The sequence below is a fragment of the Flavobacterium sp. FlaQc-28 genome (assembly GCF_044007415.1).
Taxonomy (GTDB): Bacteria; Bacteroidota; Bacteroidia; order Flavobacteriales; family Flavobacteriaceae; genus Flavobacterium.
In genome coordinates, this window is record NZ_JBIPCM010000001.1 from 319,377 (window position 1) to 335,394 (window position 16,018).

The window sequence follows — 16,018 nt, forward strand, 5'->3', positions numbered from 1 at the left end:
CATGAATGCTGAATTACAAAAGCAAATAGTATCGATCGCTTCGTTTTCTGAAAATGAAATCGAAAAGATCGATTATTGTTTTGAATATGAAAGTTTTAAGGCCAAAGAATTTCTCTCGTCGATGGGAAAAATCAGCAATAAAATTTTCTTTATTGTTGAAGGTTTAGCTCGTGTTTATTATCTCAAAGATGGAAAAGAAATCACGACGTATTTAAGTTGTAATGATGGTTTTATCGCTTCGTATTCCAGTTTTATAAATCAATCTCCTTCTTTTGAAAATATTCAGTGCATTGAGGACTGCGAAGTGCTTTCGATTACTTTCGAAAAAATGCAGTTTCTGTATAACGAAATACCGAATTGGGAACGTGTCGGCAGAATTTTAGCCGAACAAAATTACCTTTGCATGGCAGATCGTGTTTTAAAACTGCAAATGATTCCTGCAAAAGAAAAATACCAGACTTTTTTAGCATCGGCTCCAGCCAAAATAATTCAAAGAACTCCATTAATTTATATCGCTTCCTTTCTCGGCATTACTCCTGAATCGCTGAGCAGAATCCGTCAGGATATTTCTTAACATTTATCAAGTAGATTAAGAACCCAAATTCAAATCTTTGTCAATATAAAATTCAAGAAAATGAAAAATATTGCCAAAGACGTTTACCAAATTCCATTGTTTCCACGAAATGCAATCAATTGTTATATAATTGAAGATGTTTTAATTGATGCAGGAATTCGAAGTTCTGCAAACATAATTATAAAGGCTTTAAAAGATAACACGATAACCAAACACGCATTGACTCACGCACATGCAGATCATCAGGGAAGCAGTAAAGTAATCTGCGAAACGCTAAATATTCCTCTTTTATGCAGTGAACCTGAAAAGACAGCTGCTGAAAATGGAAATGTAATTTTCGAATACCCAAATCCGAATCATGTTATTCCGAAATTTCAAAAACAATTCTGGGCAGGAAAAGGACACCAAGTTTCTGAAATATTAAAAGAAGGCGATAAAATCGGCGGATTCACAGTTATTGAAACTCCAGGGCATTCCAGCGGACATTTGTCCTTTTTCAGAGAAAGTGATGGCGTTTTAATTGTTGGTGATGTGATGACCAATATGAATCTTTTAACAACAAAAGTCGGCTTACATGAACCGCCGCAGTTATTTACCTCTGATAAAGAAACCAATAGAAAATCCATTTCAAAATTAGTGGCTTTAAAACCTAAAATACTTTGTTTTGGACACGGCCCTGTTTTAAAAAATAATGGAGAGCTAGAAAGATTCGCTCGAAAACTCAAACTATATTATTAACAAGAATTTACATGTTCTGTAAGTTTTCATTAAGACAATTCTAATAATTTTACTCTCAACTAATTAATCCTATATGAGAGTAAAATTACTTACGACAATTTCTTTTTTTACTTATCAGCTTTCTATTTCTCAAACAGAGAAATTATTACACGGGAAAGTGATTTCTCACAACCTTGGTCTTAAAGGCGTTGAAGTTATTAACAAAACCACTAAAACAAGTACTACAACAAATTCATTGGGCGAATTTTCAATTGCTGCAAAAGCGCAGGACAGTCTTATTTTTTTTGCAAAAGATTATCTATTTACAAGATTAAAAATTACCACAAAGGAAATCGAAACCAATAATCTTATCATAGATATGATTCCGAAAGCGGAAGAACTGAATGAAGTAGTTATTTTAGACAAGAGAACTACCTCAATTAAACTGAGTAAGGAAGAATTATTGCAAATTAAACTAAATTCGCACAAACCGAAGCCAGGATTAAAGATAGAAGGTTATCACGATTTTGGGCCCAACCCCTATGCTTCCGATTTCGTCTATCTCGGCAAGCAAATTTACTACCTATTAAAAAAAGAAGATGAAAAACCTAAACCAAAAATCAAAAAAATAGAATTTGTTCAACTAATTAGAAACACTATAAATCCCGATTTTTTTGACAAAGATTTAAAACTGAAGCCAGAAGAGAAAGAATTGTTTCTACAGTTTTGTGATGCTGATTCTCAGTCTAAAATAATTTCAGAAAATCCTAATATCCTTTCTATAACGGATTTTTTATATACTAAAAATGAAGAATTTAAAAAGCTGAAAACCGAAATTAAAAACTAAAGTTTGATGAAACTAAAATTACTTACCACAATTTCTTTTTTCACTTATCAACTTAGTATTGCTCAAACCGAAAAAGTACTTCACGGAAAAGTGCTTTCTCAAAATCTAGCTCTGAAAGATGTTGAAGTCATTAATAAAACGGCACAAACTAGTACAAGAACAAATGAATTAGGAGAGTTCTCGATTTTGGTAAAAATGCAGGACAGTTTAATTTTCTATTCGAAAGATTATTTATTTACTAGATTAAAAATCACCACCAAAGATATTGAGAACAACAATCTCCTCGTTAACATGATTCTGAAACCTGAAGAATTGAATGAAGTTATAATAAATAAGGTCGAATTTGATAAAGTTAAGATTAGTGCTGATGATGTTGCAGATGTATTAATTAGTAAAAATAACAAAGATTTATTCTGGAATACAGGAGTTAGTGATAATTCAATTAGAGAAGCGCTTCGAGTTTCATTTCCTTTAAAAGGTAAGCAGAAGAAAACACTTGAAGTTGCCGACGACCGTTTTAAGAAACTGGTTATTACTACTTGTCCTTCAGATTTTTTTCTAAAAAATCTAAAAATAAAACCTGAAGAAAAAGAGCTTTTTATTGATTTTTGCGACTCAGATCCGAAATCGAAAACGCTTCTGGAAAATCCAAATGTTTTAGCTGTTATGGATTTTTTGTATACTAAAAATGAAGAATTTAAGAAACTTGAGTAAGTTGAATCATTATATAAACCTGAAACAAAGAAAAACCTGAAACTTGAAACAAAAAATTTACTTATTCAACCACCAGATACTAGCATTTAAAACTGTTGCAAACCCAACCCAAGCTAGATAAGGAATCAATAAATAACCCGAAATTTTATTGATTTTGGAGAATTTTAAATATGTTTCGTAAATCATCAGCCATAAAAGAACAATTTCTATTAAAGCCAAAAGCGGATTTTTTAATCCGAAGAATAAATAGGACCAAATCGCATTAAGCGTTAATTGAATCAAAAAGAAAAGAAGAGCTGTTTTTACCTTTTCCGTTTGTTCCTTTATTTTATCCCAAACTAATGCCGCTGCAATTGCCATAAAAATGTAAAGCAAAGTCCAAACAGGCATAAAAATCCAATTTGGCGGATTAAAAACTGGTTTTACAATCGTTGGATACCAACTTTCAACACTTGGTCTTGTTACCGTACTTGCTGAATATCCCACTGCCAAACAAACGATTAAGGCTAATATGATCTTAACTATTTTATTCATTTCATTAAATTTTGTATTCAAAAATAGTCAAAAGAAAAGTTTAAACCATATAAGTTCATTTTAGCAAAGCCGATTTATATTTTCTTATATTACTTATATGGTGAAAAAATTTAAAAACTATCTTTGCCAAAATTTTATAATTCATGTTTACAGCAGCTGATTTTATACCAAATCCATATACTTCAACAATCGAAAACGGAAACTTTGAGTGGAGTGCTCCCAGCAATATTGCATTAGTGAAATATTGGGGAAAAAAAGACAATCAAATTCCGGCAAATCCATCAGTAAGTTTTACTTTAAACAATTGTAAAACAATTACGAAATTGGGGTTTTCTAAAAAAAGCGCTTCGACTCCGCTCAGCGAGACAAATGGATTTTCTTTTGATTTACTTTTTGAGGGAAAACCAAAGGAAGATTTCAAACCAAAAATTCAGAAATTTCTAGAAAGAGTTGAAATTTATCTGCCATTTTTGAAAGACTATCATTTTACAATTGATACACAAAATACATTTCCACACAGTTCCGGAATTGCTTCATCAGCATCAGGAATGGCGGCTTTAGCAATGAATTTTATGAGTTTGGAAAAATTGCTGAATCCTGAAATGACTGATGAATACTTTTATCAAAAAGCTTCATTTTTGGCTCGTTTAGGTTCAGGAAGTGCTTGCCGAAGTGTAAAAGGAAAAGTAGTTGTTTGGGGAAACCAAGCTAATATTGAAGGAAGCTCTGATTTATTTGGGGTTGAATTTCCATACACAATTCATGAGAATTTCAAGAATTATCAGGATACTATTTTGTTAGTTGATAAAGGCGAAAAACAAGTCTCAAGTACAGTGGGTCATGATTTAATGCACAATCATCCTTATGCTGAAAGGCGTTTTGCTCAAGCTCATGAAAACTTAGATCAATTAATTTCGATTTTTGAAAGCGGCAATTTAGACGAATTCATTAAAGTTGTAGAAAGTGAAGCTTTGACTTTACATGCTATGATGATGACATCGATGCCGTATTTTATCTTGATGAAACCAAATACGTTGCAAATCATAAATGCAATTTGGAAATTCAGAAATGAAACCCAGATTCCAGTATGTTTTACACTTGATGCCGGCGCAAATGTACATGTGCTTTATCCCGAAAACGTTACAGAAAAAGTACTTCAATTTATTCAGGACGAATTAGTTGTATTTTGTCAGAATCGTCAGTACATTTGCGACAAAATTGGAGACGGAGCTTTATTAATTGATAATTAACAATTGTTAATTAATAATTGATTAAATTTATGGAGAGAAAAAACGTTATTAAAGAAAAATCTTTTGCCTTTGCAATTGATATTGTTAACCTTTATAAAGTTTTAGCTGAGAGTAAAGAATTTGTATTATCGAGACAGATGCTGCGTTCAGGCACATCAATTGGAGCAAATATTAGAGAAGCTGAACATGCTCAAAGTAAAGCAGATTTCATTCATAAATTATCCATTTCTCTAAAAGAAGCAAACGAGACCGAATATTGGTTAGATTTGCTCCATGAAACGAAATATCTATCTGATATAGATTTTCTAAATATTAAACCAAAAATAACAGAGCTTTTACGATTATTAACAAGCATCGTAAAAACTTCAAAAAACATATAATTATCAATTGTTAATTATTCATTTTCAATTATGAAGGGACCCTTATTTTACTCAAAAATATTACTCTTTGGAGAATACGGAATTATCCGCGACTCTAAAGGACTTTCTATTCCTTATAATTTTTACAATGGTGCATTAAAAAAGTCCGAAGAACCTTCGGCTGAAGCTATTGCATCAAACAGAAGTTTAAAAAGCTTTGCCTCTTACCTTGAAGTTTTGCACGTACAGCAGCCTGAATTGGTTACTTTTGATTTAGACACTTTAAAAAATGATGTCGAAACCGGAATGTACTTTGATTCTAGTATTCCGCAAGGTTATGGTGTTGGAAGCAGCGGCGCACTTGTAGCAGCAATTTATGATAAATATGCTACAAACAAAATCACGGTTTTAGAAAATTTAACTCGCGAAAAACTATTGCAGTTAAAAAACATATTTTCTCAAATGGAGAGTTTTTTCCACGGAAAAAGTTCTGGTTTAGATCCATTAAACAGTTATTTGAGCATTCCAATTTTAATTAATTCTAAAGATAATATTGAAGCAACGGGAATTCCAACTCAAAGTTTTGACGGAAAAGGCGCTGTGTTTTTATTAGACTCTGGAATTGTTGGCGAAACTGCTCCGATGGTTAACATTTTCATGGAAAACCTAAAAGACAAAGGTTTCCGTACAATGCTTAAAAACCAATTTGTAAAATATACCGATGCTTGTGTGGAAAACTTTTTACATGGAGACATGAAATCTTTGTTTACCAATACAAAAAAGCTTTCTAAAGTGGTTTTAAATAACTTTAAACCAATGATTCCTGAACAGTTTCACGGAATCTGGCAAAACGGAATTGACACCAACGATTACTATTTGAAACTTTGTGGTTCTGGCGGCGGCGGCTATATCCTTGGTTTTACTGAAGATTTAGAACGTGCAAAAGCATCTTTAAAAGATTATAAGCTAGAAGTAGTTTACCAATTTTAAGTTTAATTTTCTTAAAAGCATAATTATTTGAATACACTTTCCTAATATTTAATCCTAAAAAAGTTACTGAATATGAAAAGTATTTTAAAAATTATCAAAGCAACTTTTTTAGGAGGAATTCTATTTTTAGTGCCTTTAGTTGTATTACTGATTGTATTAGAAAAAGGATATGTCATCATTCAAAAAACCACACTCCCTCTTGTAAACAGCTTTCCTAAAGTAAATGTTTTAGGAATTGCAATTCAAGAACTTATCGGAATACTGATTATAATTCTTATTTGTTTTGTTGCCGGAGTATTGGCAAAAACGGCAAATGCTAAAAAGTTAGTTCAAAAATTAGAAGATGGTATTTTAAGCTTCGTTCCAGGTTATTCATTTATGAAAAGCATGAACGAAAATATTTTAGGATTTGAATCTAATGAAGACTTAAAAGTAATTTTAGTTCCTACCGATGCTGGTTTACAATTTGCTTTTTTAATAGAGCAGGTAAATGAAAATCAATTTACAGTTTTTATTCCAGACGCGCCAAATCCGTGGAGCGGATCAGTAGTTTTTGTTGAAAAAAAAGATATTACAGACATTCAAATTACACAAAAACAAGCCCTAGCCTGTATTCGAAAATTAGGTTATGGCTCTAAAGAATTGTTAAAAAACAAACTCTAAATTTCAGAATCAAAAAATAACTTCTAACTTCCCCTAAATCTAATCAATCCCCTTATAACTCATGTTAAGCAGACAACACAAACTTTTATTAATGAAAATTGTAAGTTTGTTTTCTGTCGTTCGCGGTTACAACATTCCGATTATTATTCTGGCGCAGTATTTATCAGCAATTTTCATTTTAGCACCAGAAAAAAGAGCACTCGACATTCTGCTTGATTTCAAATTATTCCTAATAGTCTTTGCATCTGCCGTAACAATCGCCTCAGGTTATATTATTAATAATTTTTACGACAGTCAAAAAGACTTAATAAACAGACCCAACAAATCAATGCTGGATCGATTGGTTAGTCAAAAAACTAAATTATCAGTCTATTTTAGTTTAAACTTTTTAGCTGCTTTAATGGCTTTTATTGTTTCTTGGCGGGCTTTTTTATTCTTTTCTGCTTATATTTTTATAATCTGGTTTTACTCTCATAAAATAAAAAGATACCCTATTATAGGCAATTTAACTGCTGCATTTATGGCTGTTATTCCTTTTTTTGCCATTTTATTGTATTTCTACAATTCGATCTCGTTTGAAGAAATTGAAAATCACAGAAGTCATTTTGCGGTAATTTCGGCGCACGCAATGTTCTTGTTTTTACTGCTTTTGATTAGAGAAATGATAAAAGACTTAGAAAATCTAAAAGGAGATTTAGCTAATAATTACCATACAATTCCAATTATTTATAACGAAAAAGTATCTAAACAGATCATCACCATTTTGACATTTTTAACGGTAATTCCAGTTTATATTCTAGTCAATATTTATGATGTTGGTTATATGGATATTTACTTTTACACCTGTTTTATTGTTTTGCTGTTTTTCCTTCTTTATCTGTGGAAATCAAATTCTAAAGAACAATTTTTACTGCTGCATAATGTTTTAAAATTCTTGATCGTTTCGGGGGTTTTTTGCATCGTCTTGATCAATCCAAGTGTTTTGTGGCACGGACGTGAATTGATCTCTAATTACTAAAAGTTGGTTCAAACAGATTTAAAGTAAAAATATAGGAACAGAAAACAAATGTGATGTTTAAAAAAGCTTATTGTAACGTTTTAAATCAACTAAAATTTTATTGCTATTAATCTAAGAACATAGAACTTAAGATTAATTGGGCAGAAAAAACTATCTTTGCACAAATTACAGAATTTATGAACAATAAGGAAGGCAATAATAAAAGAGGCGGATCTAGACCAAACAGTTCAAGATCAAACTCTAGCAAGCCAAAACCTCCTATGGCGAAACGTGCTCAAGGGCCGAAAAAAGTGAAGCCTGAAGTTAAAGCGGCACAAGAAGCTGCGGAGCAAAAAATTAAGAAACAAAATCAGGCACCAAAAAGACAGAAAGCTTCTGATGAGATTCGTTTGAATAAATATATCTCAAACTCAGGGGTTTGCTCTCGTCGTGATGCTGATATATATATTCAGTCTGGAAACGTTAAAGTAAACGGCGTTCCAGTTACAGAAATGGGCTATTTAGTAAAATTAAATGATGTTGTAAACTTTGACGGTGTTACTTTAACTCCTGAAAAAAAGGAATACATTTTATTGAATAAACCTAAAAACTTTACAACTGCACTTGATGAAGGACAGGAATATCGTAACGTTCTAGAACTTGTTCGTGGTTCTACAACTGCAAAAATTGCTCCTGTAGGAAGAATGGACAAAAATACAACAGGATTATTGTTGTTTACAAACGATACTGATATGATTCGTAAATTTACTTTACCAAGTCAGAAATCATCTAAAATCTATCAGGTTTCTTTAGATAAAAATCTAAAATTTGAAGATTTAGAAAAAATCAGCAAAGGTTTAGTTCTTGACGGCCACCGTGTTTTTGTTGAAGAAATAAGCTACATCGAAAAAGAAGCAAAAAGTGAAGTAGGTCTTAAACTACGCTCATCAAATGTAAAAGTGGTTCGTGCCATTTTTGAACATTTTGATTATGATGTGCTTCGTATAGACCGTGTATCTTTTGCAGGTTTAACTAAAAAGAATTTACCAAGAGGTAACTGGCGTTTCTTAACTGACCAAGAAGTTATCAATTTGAAAAATGCTTAATACATTTTCAAAATTGTTTAAAAATATTAAATCCTGTTTTACTTCGTAAGACGGGATTTTTTTTAGAATGCAAAAAAGTTATGTCCAAAAAGTGTAAAAATAGATCTTCCTATATTTTGGTTTTTATCTTCAACATTTTCATAACATGAAAATCCTAAAATTATTTTGATTCCCGGCTGAATACTGTTTAAAATATCTCTTTTTTGTTCTTCTAATAGCAATTTTAAACTATCCAGTAATTGCAGATTATTTTTAAGATACGAGATAACTAAAAGAGCTGAAAAATTAAGAATTTCTCGGGCTGTTTCGCTTTTAATACCAACTTCATTCGAGATCATTTCAGAAATCCTTCCCTTTTTATTCGTAAAAATTTCTTTCAGCAAAACATTTCCTTCTATACGGTAACAGTCATCTACTGATAATATTCGCCCTGAATTGAAATCTACTTCCTGATAAAAAGTCGAATCATCTTCAATAAACGATACAATATCTTTATAAAAACCAGATTCTTCGGCTTTATTGTACAGCCCCATTAAAACTGTACCTATTGAAACATCAATTCCTTTTATTAAAAGTGCATCATTTTCAAAATAAAATTTGTTAAGCTTTGAAACAACATTAGAAGAAATAAAACGTCTAAGTTCAATTTGTAGGTTTGGGGTCATACTATTAACTTATTAAAAATAATTATTTAAAGTCATTCAAAATAATCGATAAAGTGAGGCTTTTTATCGTTTATCGTGATAAAAATATAAAATATTCTAACATATCCAAAAAATTAGTTAAAATTTTACCGATGACATTTATATGTATTTACAAAAAACAACGCAAGTCTCAATAAACATAAAGCCTTGAGAAGCAAGTTAAAAAATTAAATTTTAAGAAAATAATCGATAAAAATTAAAAAATAAGAAAAAGCTTAAATAAATTTTAACATTTAAAACAATAGCGAACGATTCTGCCAAGCTATCGTTATGAAAATACCTAGATAAATCATACAAAACATAAAGTTTATAAAACTAGAAGCTAAAAATCCAAGAAGTGAACCCGTCGCTGCTTTAAAAGCACGTTGATGATTTTTAGAATCATAAAGCATTTCTCCTACTAAAGCACCAACAAAAGGACCAATAATTACACCAAACGGAATAGGTGCAAGAATTCCAACTACCAGCCCAATATTAGTTCCCCAAACTCCGTAAGAACTGCCTCCAAATTTTTTCGTCCCCTTAGCAGGAATGATATAATCTAAAACTGTAATAATTACAGTCAGCAGCAATGTAACTCCTAATACCCAATAATTATTCTCAACAGCTTTCGTTAAATACAATAAAAGCAGACCAACCCAACAACTTGACAAACCAGGCAAAACAGGTAAAAAACTTCCAAAAATGCCAATGATTATGCATATAAAACCTAGTGCTAACAATAATAAATCCATATATTTTTTTTGTAATTTTGCCCCTACATAACCTTTAATGAAGTTAACAAATGAAACGTTTTTTAAAACTCATTTTATTTTCTTTTTTGATTCTTATTGTCAACAGTAAAGCTTATACGCAAGTTAAAAAACTTTCACAAGACGATCAATTACTGCAAGACAGCATTTATAAAAGTAATAAGAAAAAAGTTCAAAACTTCTCTATGAAAGAATTTGATGCACTTTTCTTTGAATTTTTTAATCGAAAAAATGATCCTAATATTACTCTAACTAAAACAGAGTTTTATAATTACACCGTTCGAATTGCCGCTTTTTCCGATCGTCTTGCTCACTTATACCCTGATCAAAAGCAAGTTGCAGAACAAAACAAAGAACAATGGCTCTCTGAACGCTATGAAGATTATCTTGAATACAAAGCTTCTCAAAAAAAATAATCGTACTTTTACACCCTATTTTTCATTGTTCCATACAACGTCATAATCTTGAAACATTTTTTCCTTCTTATAGTTATTCTTTTTTTTAATTCTTGTCAATATTTTGAGAAGCAGGTTCCGTCTGAAAAAGAATTACTTCAAAAAGAATTAAAATCTATAAACTGGAAAGAAGTTGACGAATATCCAACGGTGGCTGACTGTGAAAAAATCACCGATAAAAAACAACGCCAAAAGTGTTTTTTTGATGTTATGTCAACTCTAATTCAAGAAAAATTAAACGTCGACAGCTTATCTATAATGTATCCTGAACTTGATACTATTGAGGTAAAAGTAACCATTTTTCCAAATGCTGTTATGAAATTTGAACCACAGTTTCCTAAAGATTCTGTGGCTTATGACACCATCAAAATTGACAGCATTCTTCATGCACGTTTAGTTAATTTCCCAAAAATAAATCCTGCTATAAAACGCGGTATTCCAGTAAAAACGCAATTTATTTTACCCGTTATTCTTAAAGCAAAAGACGAGAAATAGTTTTCTCTAAAAAAGTTTTAGCTTCTAAATCGTCTATCTTTCCATTCATACGATCCAAATAAGCTGTACAAAGCTACTATAGAACTAAAAAAAGGATATAGCAAACTGCTTAACAAAAGACTTTTAATTCTATTTTTTGATAAAAATTTATTGGTTGTATAAAGCAGCACAAAATCTACTGAAAACTTAAAAAAAGCAAGTAAAACAAATACTGAATAAGACCAAAATCCAAAAAGGAAGTAGAAAAAACCAATTACAAAACTCAGATTTCCAAAGAAAACAATTAAACCTAAAAGCTTTCCAAAACTACTTTTATAAGAACTTGTTTTGGCTGCCCAGCGTACTCTTTGGTAAAACAAAGATTTCCAAGTTTCAGTTGGTTTTGTACTTACAATTACTTCTTTAGCTTTTAAATAATGAACCTCGTCTAGGAATTTTTCAATCGCTTTTTGAAGCAAAAAAACATCATCTCCGCTGGCAATTTTATCATTCCCTTCAAAGCCATTTAGCCTTTCAAATATTGATTTTGTGTAGGCAAAATTAGCTCCATTACACATAAAACCTCTATTTAAGCCAAAACTCCCAATAGTTGCACCTTGTAAACTCATTAAATCTAATTGCTGAAAATGATCTAAAAATGAATTTTTACATTCATAAGTTACAGCCCCGGCAAGCATTGAGACTTTATTGTCCTGAATATAATTATCATAAGTTAAAAGCCAGTTTTCAGGCACCATACAATCAGCATCTGTTGTAATAACCCAATTGGATCTTACATGCTGCATTGCGGTTGTAATCGCATCTTTTTTTGGAGAATTTGATATTCTGATGTTGTCAATTACTGAAACTTGAAACCTGAAACTTGAGACCTGAAACTTTTCTTCTGAACTATCATCGACTAAAACTACTTCGAATAAATCTTTTGGGTAATTTAAATTCGAAAAACTGTTTAATAGATTGGGTAAATTCTCAGCTTCATTTCGAAACGGAACTATAATCGTAAAGCTTGTTTTTGGACTTAACTCTCTTTTATGATATTGTTTTACTTTAAAAAAACCATAAACAAGTAAACTAATGCTAAAAGTATAAATTGCTGTTATCGAAAATAACGCAAAAATCATTCTGCTGTTTTGGTCTTAAAATTCAACACGAAATAACTTCCCAAAACAACTGGCAAAACAACATTTAAAAACCACATTAACGTGCTGATAAAAATTACAATCCATTCGTTTACCCCTAAAATTCCGAAGAAATAAATAGCAACGCTTCCTTTTACCGCAAAATCTAAAAACTGAAATGTTGGTAAAGACGAAGCCAGAAAATAAACAGATGTAATAGCCGCCATTAAAGTCAGATATGGCAGATCGACATCAAACCCTAAAAACAAAAAGTAATATTGATGCGAAAAAACCAAATAGCGGCAAATACCTAAAAAGATGTTTTTTTGATGAATTGATTTTGGAATTTCATTGATTTTATGAATCAGTTTTTCAATCGAATATCCTTTTACTTTTATTCTTTTTATAGAAAATAAAACAAGTAAAATCAGTAAAAATCCTCCAAACAAAATTAAGACAGTTTTAGTCGTTATTACATTAAACTGTGCATTGAAATACAGCAATCCAAAAATCCCAAAAATGATCGTTAAAATCATTTGGATTCCGTTGCAGATTAAGTTCAGGAAAACTACTTTTTTTGCATCAGATTTCGGATAATACAATGCTTTCCCTGCGTACTCTCCTACTCCATTTGGTGTAAAAATTCCTGCAGTTAAAGCGGCCAAAACCTGTTTTGTAGATTCGTAAACCGAGATTTCATGAATTACTTTAGCCAGATTCTGCCATTTTAAAATTTCAAAATAACGATTCAAAACGCTCAAAAGCAAAATAAACGAAACCCCTAAAACCGACTGATTTTTTTTGAACAAAACGATAAATTTATTCCAGTCTAATTTGTCATTGTTAGCCAGCTGATTGTAAATAAAATAAAATGCGCCGCCTACAATCAAAAGTTTGACTAGAAGAACAAGGAATTGCTTAGCTTTGTGAGGAATTGAAATCATGCCGCAAAAGTAATCAATTTGGAAATGTGGCAATTTGAAAATGAGAAAATGAATCGTTTTGATTTTCAAAAAACTTGAAACTTGAAACTTGAAACAAAAAACAATTGACAAAAGAACGCATCATATTAGGTATTGACCCTGGAACTACAATTATGGGTTTTGGATTGATAAAAGTTATCAATAAAAAAATGGAGTTTTTGCAATTAAACGAATTGCAATTGTCCAAATACGACAATCATTACCAAAAATTAAAAATCATTTTTGAACGCACCATAGAATTAATCGAAACGCATCATCCAGACGAAATTGCTATTGAAGCACCTTTCTTTGGCAAAAACGTGCAATCGATGCTGAAATTAGGACGTGCGCAAGGCGTTGCAATGGCGGCGGGACTTTCAAGAGATATTCCCATTACAGAATACGAACCAAAAAAGATAAAAATGGCAATTACCGGAAACGGAAATGCCAGTAAAGAGCAAGTTGCCAAAATGCTGCAACAACTTCTAGGTTTAAAAGAATTACCTAAAAACCTCGATTCAACAGATGGTTTGGCAGCTGCAGTTTGTCATTTTTTCAACTCAGGAAAAGTCGTTGCCGGGAAAAGTTATTCGGGCTGGGATGCTTTTGTAAAACAAAATGAGGACAAAATTAGAAAATGAGATAATTAGTCAATTAGATAATTTCTTCCAAGTCTAATAATCATTATCTAATTATCAAATTGACACATTACCTAATTAAAAAATGAGCGGTATCTACATACATATTCCATTCTGCAAGCAGGCTTGCCATTATTGCGACTTTCATTTTTCGACTTCGATGAAAAAGAAAGACGAGATGGTTTTGGCTTTGGCTAAAGAAATTGCTATGCGCAAAAATGAGCTTCTCAACTCCGCTCGAAGTGAAAATGAGATTGTAGAAACTATATATTTCGGCGGCGGAACTCCTTCGGTGTTATCAAATGACGAAATAAACTTTTTAATTTCTGAAGTTTATAAAAATTATAAAGTTTCAGAAAATCCAGAAATCACATTGGAGGCAAATCCGGATGATTTGTCTCCTGAAAGAATTCTAGAATTATCTAAAAGCCCTATAAATAGACTAAGCATCGGAATTCAGTCTTTTTATGAAGAAGATTTGAAGATGATGAATCGTGCTCATAATTCGGCGGAAGCCAAAAAATGTTTAGAAGAAGCAACGAAGTATTTTGATAATATTTCGCTTGATTTAATTTATGGTATTCCGGGAATGACTGACGAAATGTGGAAACAGAATATTCAAACCGCTTTAAGTTTTGGCATTCCACATATTTCGAGCTATGCTTTAACGGTTGAACCGAAAACGGCTTTAAGCAAATTAATTCAAACAGGAAAAATCGCAGAACCGCAAGACGAAGCTGCTTCGAATCATTTTATGATTTTGGTGGATACGCTTCAGAAAAATGGTTTTATTCATTACGAATTATCCAATTTTAGCAAAGAGAATTACTTCTCTAAAAACAATTCGGCATATTGGCTTGGTAAAAAATATATCGGAATCGGACCTTCGGCGCATAGTTATGACGGCGAAAAAAGAGGCTGGAATATTGCCAATAATTCATTGTATTTAAAAGCAATTCAAAACAACGAACTTCCAATTGAAACCGAAGTTCTTACTATTTCAGATCGTTATAATGAATATATTATGACGGGATTACGAACGATTTGGGGCGTATCATTAGACAGAATTGAAAAGGAATTTGGTTTAGAATATTTGAATTATCTGAAGAAACAAAGTCAAAAATTTTTAGACGACGATTTACTTTCTATCAAAAATAACATTCTAAAACCAACTCCAAAAGGAAAATTTTTAACGGATGGAATTGCTTCAGATTTATTTTATCTAAATTTGGAAGAATAAAAATTGGACGCTGATAAAACGGATGCAAGCAACGCTGATAAATCCGTAGAATCTGCGTTAGAATATCCGTAAAATCCGTGTTCCATTATGCTTGCACTTTTAGACAATAAATATCAAATCGACTTATCAAAACCTATTGATATATCAATTCCATTGACCAATACAGACGAAAATCCGATTGCGTGGTATATCGAAAAACCAGTTATCGAACCTGTAGTTTTTGGAGACTGGATTGGGAAAGTTTCTGAAGGAAAATCATCTACGAATTTTAATAATATTTTCTTCAATCCGCATGGGCATGGAACGCACACGGAATGTTTGGGACATATTACCAATGATTTTTACAGTATTAATCAATCTTTAAAACAGTTTTTCTTTTTTGCTGAATTGATTACCATTGAGCCTGAAAAAACTGGAGATGATTATGTTATTACTAAAGAACAAGTTCAAAAAGCGTTGAGCGCTTCTCCCGATAGCTATCGGGACCGACTCAACCTAACAAACGAAGCATTAGTAATTCGAACACTTCCAAATCAAAAAGACAAAAAGTCAAGAAAATACTCGAATACCAACCCGCCTTATTTGTCTGAAGAAGCTGCGATTTTCATCCGCGAAAGCGAAATTCAACATTTACTGATTGATTTACCAAGCGTTGACAAAGAACATGACGAAGGAAAATTATTGGCGCATAAAGCGTTTTGGAATGTAAAAGATACACATACTCTAAATCAAGATGCACGATTAAATGCCACAATCACAGAAATGATTTATGTTCCAGATGAAACTGAAGATGGAAACTACATACTAAATCTTCAAATCGCTTCGTTTGAAAATGACGCAAGTCCATCAAAACCTATTTTATATAAGATTTAAAAGATCGCCATACATTACACGAATTAAACT

General features: G+C 31.7%; 20 protein-coding genes. 15 read left to right on the forward strand and 5 right to left on the reverse strand.

Features of this window, described 5'->3' with window-relative positions; genetic code table 11:
• The first annotated feature begins 1 nt into the window (after window position 1).
• The 4 genes from ACHRVL_RS01310 to ACHRVL_RS01325 all read left to right on the forward strand — a co-directional run bounded on the left by ACHRVL_RS01310 (window position 2) and on the right by ACHRVL_RS01325 (window position 2,852).
• A complete protein-coding gene (locus tag ACHRVL_RS01310) occupies window positions 2-574 on the forward strand; it encodes a Crp/Fnr family transcriptional regulator (RefSeq protein ID WP_395409741.1) in 573 nt (190 codons plus the stop codon).
• Between the two features lie 60 nt (window positions 575-634).
• On the forward strand, window positions 635-1,312 hold the full coding sequence (locus ACHRVL_RS01315; RefSeq protein ID WP_395409743.1) for an MBL fold metallo-hydrolase: 678 nt from the start codon (window positions 635-637) through the stop codon (window positions 1,310-1,312).
• A 73-nt stretch (window positions 1,313-1,385) separates the two neighbouring features.
• Entirely contained in the window at window positions 1,386-2,138 is a 753-nt protein-coding gene (locus tag ACHRVL_RS01320) for a carboxypeptidase-like regulatory domain-containing protein (RefSeq protein ID WP_395409744.1), read from the forward strand.
• Between the two features lie 6 nt (window positions 2,139-2,144).
• Entirely contained in the window at window positions 2,145-2,852 is a 708-nt protein-coding gene (locus ACHRVL_RS01325; RefSeq protein WP_395409747.1) for a hypothetical protein, read from the forward strand.
• Between the two features lie 57 nt (window positions 2,853-2,909).
• Here ACHRVL_RS01325 and ACHRVL_RS01330 read toward each other — a convergent pair whose 3' ends face one another.
• Entirely contained in the window at window positions 2,910-3,386 is a 477-nt protein-coding gene (locus ACHRVL_RS01330; protein WP_395409749.1) for a TspO/MBR family protein, read from the reverse strand.
• A gap of 143 nt (window positions 3,387-3,529) precedes the next feature.
• Between ACHRVL_RS01330 and ACHRVL_RS01335 the strand changes: the two genes are divergently transcribed.
• The 6 genes from ACHRVL_RS01335 (at window position 3,530) to ACHRVL_RS01360 (ending at window position 8,751) form a co-directional block, all read left to right on the forward strand.
• Window positions 3,530-4,636, forward strand: coding sequence for a diphosphomevalonate/mevalonate 3,5-bisphosphate decarboxylase family protein (locus ACHRVL_RS01335; protein WP_395409751.1), 1,107 nt, complete (start codon window positions 3,530-3,532; stop codon window positions 4,634-4,636).
• A 29-nt stretch (window positions 4,637-4,665) separates the two neighbouring features.
• Window positions 4,666-5,016: a four helix bundle protein gene (locus tag ACHRVL_RS01340; protein WP_395409752.1), complete on the forward strand. Its 351-nt coding sequence runs from the start codon at window positions 4,666-4,668 to the stop codon at window positions 5,014-5,016.
• A 30-nt stretch (window positions 5,017-5,046) separates the two neighbouring features.
• Window positions 5,047-5,985 carry a mevalonate kinase gene (locus ACHRVL_RS01345; RefSeq protein WP_089052480.1) on the forward strand — a complete coding sequence of 313 codons (939 nt, stop codon included), beginning with the start codon at window positions 5,047-5,049 and terminating at the stop codon, window positions 5,983-5,985.
• 72 nt (window positions 5,986-6,057) lie between these two features.
• A complete protein-coding gene (locus tag ACHRVL_RS01350) occupies window positions 6,058-6,648 on the forward strand; it encodes a DUF502 domain-containing protein (protein WP_395409753.1) in 591 nt (196 codons plus the stop codon).
• Window positions 6,649-6,709: 61 nt separating this feature from the next.
• Window positions 6,710-7,666 (forward strand): geranylgeranylglycerol-phosphate geranylgeranyltransferase, encoded by a 957-nt coding sequence (locus ACHRVL_RS01355; protein WP_395409755.1) that lies wholly within the window; start codon window positions 6,710-6,712, stop codon window positions 7,664-7,666.
• 176 nt (window positions 7,667-7,842) lie between these two features.
• Window positions 7,843-8,751, forward strand: coding sequence for a pseudouridine synthase (locus ACHRVL_RS01360; protein ID WP_089052477.1), 909 nt, complete (start codon window positions 7,843-7,845; stop codon window positions 8,749-8,751).
• Window positions 8,752-8,813: 62 nt separating this feature from the next.
• Here the strand turns inward: ACHRVL_RS01360 and ACHRVL_RS01365 are convergent, their stop codons facing one another.
• Complete coding sequence (locus ACHRVL_RS01365) at window positions 8,814-9,416, reverse strand: DUF937 domain-containing protein (protein WP_395409757.1); 603 nt, start codon at window positions 9,414-9,416, stop codon at window positions 8,814-8,816.
• Window positions 9,417-9,688: 272 nt separating this feature from the next.
• A complete protein-coding gene (locus ACHRVL_RS01370; RefSeq protein WP_395409759.1) occupies window positions 9,689-10,189 on the reverse strand; it encodes a DUF456 domain-containing protein in 501 nt (166 codons plus the stop codon).
• Window positions 10,190-10,239: 50 nt separating this feature from the next.
• Between ACHRVL_RS01370 and ACHRVL_RS01375 the strand changes: the two genes are divergently transcribed.
• Together ACHRVL_RS01375 and ACHRVL_RS01380 are read left to right on the forward strand one after the other, a co-directional pair.
• Window positions 10,240-10,623 (forward strand): hypothetical protein, encoded by a 384-nt coding sequence (locus ACHRVL_RS01375; protein WP_395409762.1) that lies wholly within the window; start codon window positions 10,240-10,242, stop codon window positions 10,621-10,623.
• A 48-nt stretch (window positions 10,624-10,671) separates the two neighbouring features.
• On the forward strand, window positions 10,672-11,157 hold the full coding sequence (locus ACHRVL_RS01380; protein WP_395409764.1) for a hypothetical protein: 486 nt from the start codon (window positions 10,672-10,674) through the stop codon (window positions 11,155-11,157).
• A 17-nt stretch (window positions 11,158-11,174) separates the two neighbouring features.
• Here ACHRVL_RS01380 and ACHRVL_RS01385 read toward each other — a convergent pair whose 3' ends face one another.
• Window positions 11,175-12,278 (reverse strand): glycosyltransferase, encoded by a 1,104-nt coding sequence (locus ACHRVL_RS01385; RefSeq protein WP_395409765.1) that lies wholly within the window; start codon window positions 12,276-12,278, stop codon window positions 11,175-11,177.
• Window positions 12,275-13,219: a hypothetical protein gene (locus ACHRVL_RS01390; protein ID WP_395409767.1), complete on the reverse strand. Its 945-nt coding sequence runs from the start codon at window positions 13,217-13,219 to the stop codon at window positions 12,275-12,277. The genes ACHRVL_RS01385 and ACHRVL_RS01390 overlap by 4 nt, the downstream gene beginning before the upstream one ends.
• A gap of 104 nt (window positions 13,220-13,323) precedes the next feature.
• Here ACHRVL_RS01390 and ruvC point away from each other — a divergent pair, with 104 nt between their 5' ends.
• From ruvC to ACHRVL_RS01405, 3 genes are all read left to right on the forward strand, one after another.
• Window positions 13,324-13,878: a crossover junction endodeoxyribonuclease RuvC gene (gene ruvC / locus ACHRVL_RS01395; RefSeq protein WP_071636057.1), complete on the forward strand. Its 555-nt coding sequence runs from the start codon at window positions 13,324-13,326 to the stop codon at window positions 13,876-13,878.
• Window positions 13,879-13,960: 82 nt separating this feature from the next.
• Window positions 13,961-15,115, forward strand: a complete 1,155-nt coding sequence (gene hemW / locus ACHRVL_RS01400; RefSeq protein WP_395409768.1) for a radical SAM family heme chaperone HemW — start codon at window positions 13,961-13,963, stop codon at window positions 15,113-15,115.
• Window positions 15,116-15,202: 87 nt separating this feature from the next.
• Window positions 15,203-15,988, forward strand: coding sequence for a cyclase family protein (locus ACHRVL_RS01405; RefSeq protein ID WP_395409770.1), 786 nt, complete (start codon window positions 15,203-15,205; stop codon window positions 15,986-15,988).
• Window positions 15,989-16,018: the final 30 nt, after the last annotated feature.

What these genes read in the sequence shown, in the direction of transcription:
- ACHRVL_RS01310 (WP_395409741.1), top strand. Translation starts at nt 2, where the DNA reads ATGAATGCTGAATTACAAAAGCAAATAGTATCGATCGCTTCGTTTTCT.
- ACHRVL_RS01315 (WP_395409743.1), top strand. Translation starts at nt 635, where the DNA reads ATGAAAAATATTGCCAAAGACGTTTACCAAATTCCATTGTTTCCACGA.
- ACHRVL_RS01320 (WP_395409744.1), top strand. Translation starts at nt 1,386, where the DNA reads ATGAGAGTAAAATTACTTACGACAATTTCTTTTTTTACTTATCAGCTT.
- ACHRVL_RS01325 (WP_395409747.1), top strand. Translation starts at nt 2,145, where the DNA reads ATGAAACTAAAATTACTTACCACAATTTCTTTTTTCACTTATCAACTT.
- ACHRVL_RS01330 (WP_395409749.1), bottom strand. Translation starts at nt 3,386, where the DNA reads ATGAATAAAATAGTTAAGATCATATTAGCCTTAATCGTTTGTTTGGCA.
- ACHRVL_RS01335 (WP_395409751.1), top strand. Translation starts at nt 3,530, where the DNA reads ATGTTTACAGCAGCTGATTTTATACCAAATCCATATACTTCAACAATC.
- ACHRVL_RS01340 (WP_395409752.1), top strand. Translation starts at nt 4,666, where the DNA reads ATGGAGAGAAAAAACGTTATTAAAGAAAAATCTTTTGCCTTTGCAATT.
- ACHRVL_RS01345 (WP_089052480.1), top strand. Translation starts at nt 5,047, where the DNA reads ATGAAGGGACCCTTATTTTACTCAAAAATATTACTCTTTGGAGAATAC.
- ACHRVL_RS01350 (WP_395409753.1), top strand. Translation starts at nt 6,058, where the DNA reads ATGAAAAGTATTTTAAAAATTATCAAAGCAACTTTTTTAGGAGGAATT.
- ACHRVL_RS01355 (WP_395409755.1), top strand. Translation starts at nt 6,710, where the DNA reads ATGTTAAGCAGACAACACAAACTTTTATTAATGAAAATTGTAAGTTTG.
- ACHRVL_RS01360 (WP_089052477.1), top strand. Translation starts at nt 7,843, where the DNA reads ATGAACAATAAGGAAGGCAATAATAAAAGAGGCGGATCTAGACCAAAC.
- ACHRVL_RS01365 (WP_395409757.1), bottom strand. Translation starts at nt 9,416, where the DNA reads ATGACCCCAAACCTACAAATTGAACTTAGACGTTTTATTTCTTCTAAT.
- ACHRVL_RS01370 (WP_395409759.1), bottom strand. Translation starts at nt 10,189, where the DNA reads ATGGATTTATTATTGTTAGCACTAGGTTTTATATGCATAATCATTGGC.
- ACHRVL_RS01375 (WP_395409762.1), top strand. Translation starts at nt 10,240, where the DNA reads ATGAAACGTTTTTTAAAACTCATTTTATTTTCTTTTTTGATTCTTATT.
- ACHRVL_RS01385 (WP_395409765.1), bottom strand. Translation starts at nt 12,278, where the DNA reads ATGATTTTTGCGTTATTTTCGATAACAGCAATTTATACTTTTAGCATT.
- ACHRVL_RS01390 (WP_395409767.1), bottom strand. Translation starts at nt 13,219, where the DNA reads ATGATTTCAATTCCTCACAAAGCTAAGCAATTCCTTGTTCTTCTAGTC.
- hemW (WP_395409768.1), top strand. Translation starts at nt 13,961, where the DNA reads ATGAGCGGTATCTACATACATATTCCATTCTGCAAGCAGGCTTGCCAT.
- ACHRVL_RS01405 (WP_395409770.1), top strand. Translation starts at nt 15,203, where the DNA reads ATGCTTGCACTTTTAGACAATAAATATCAAATCGACTTATCAAAACCT.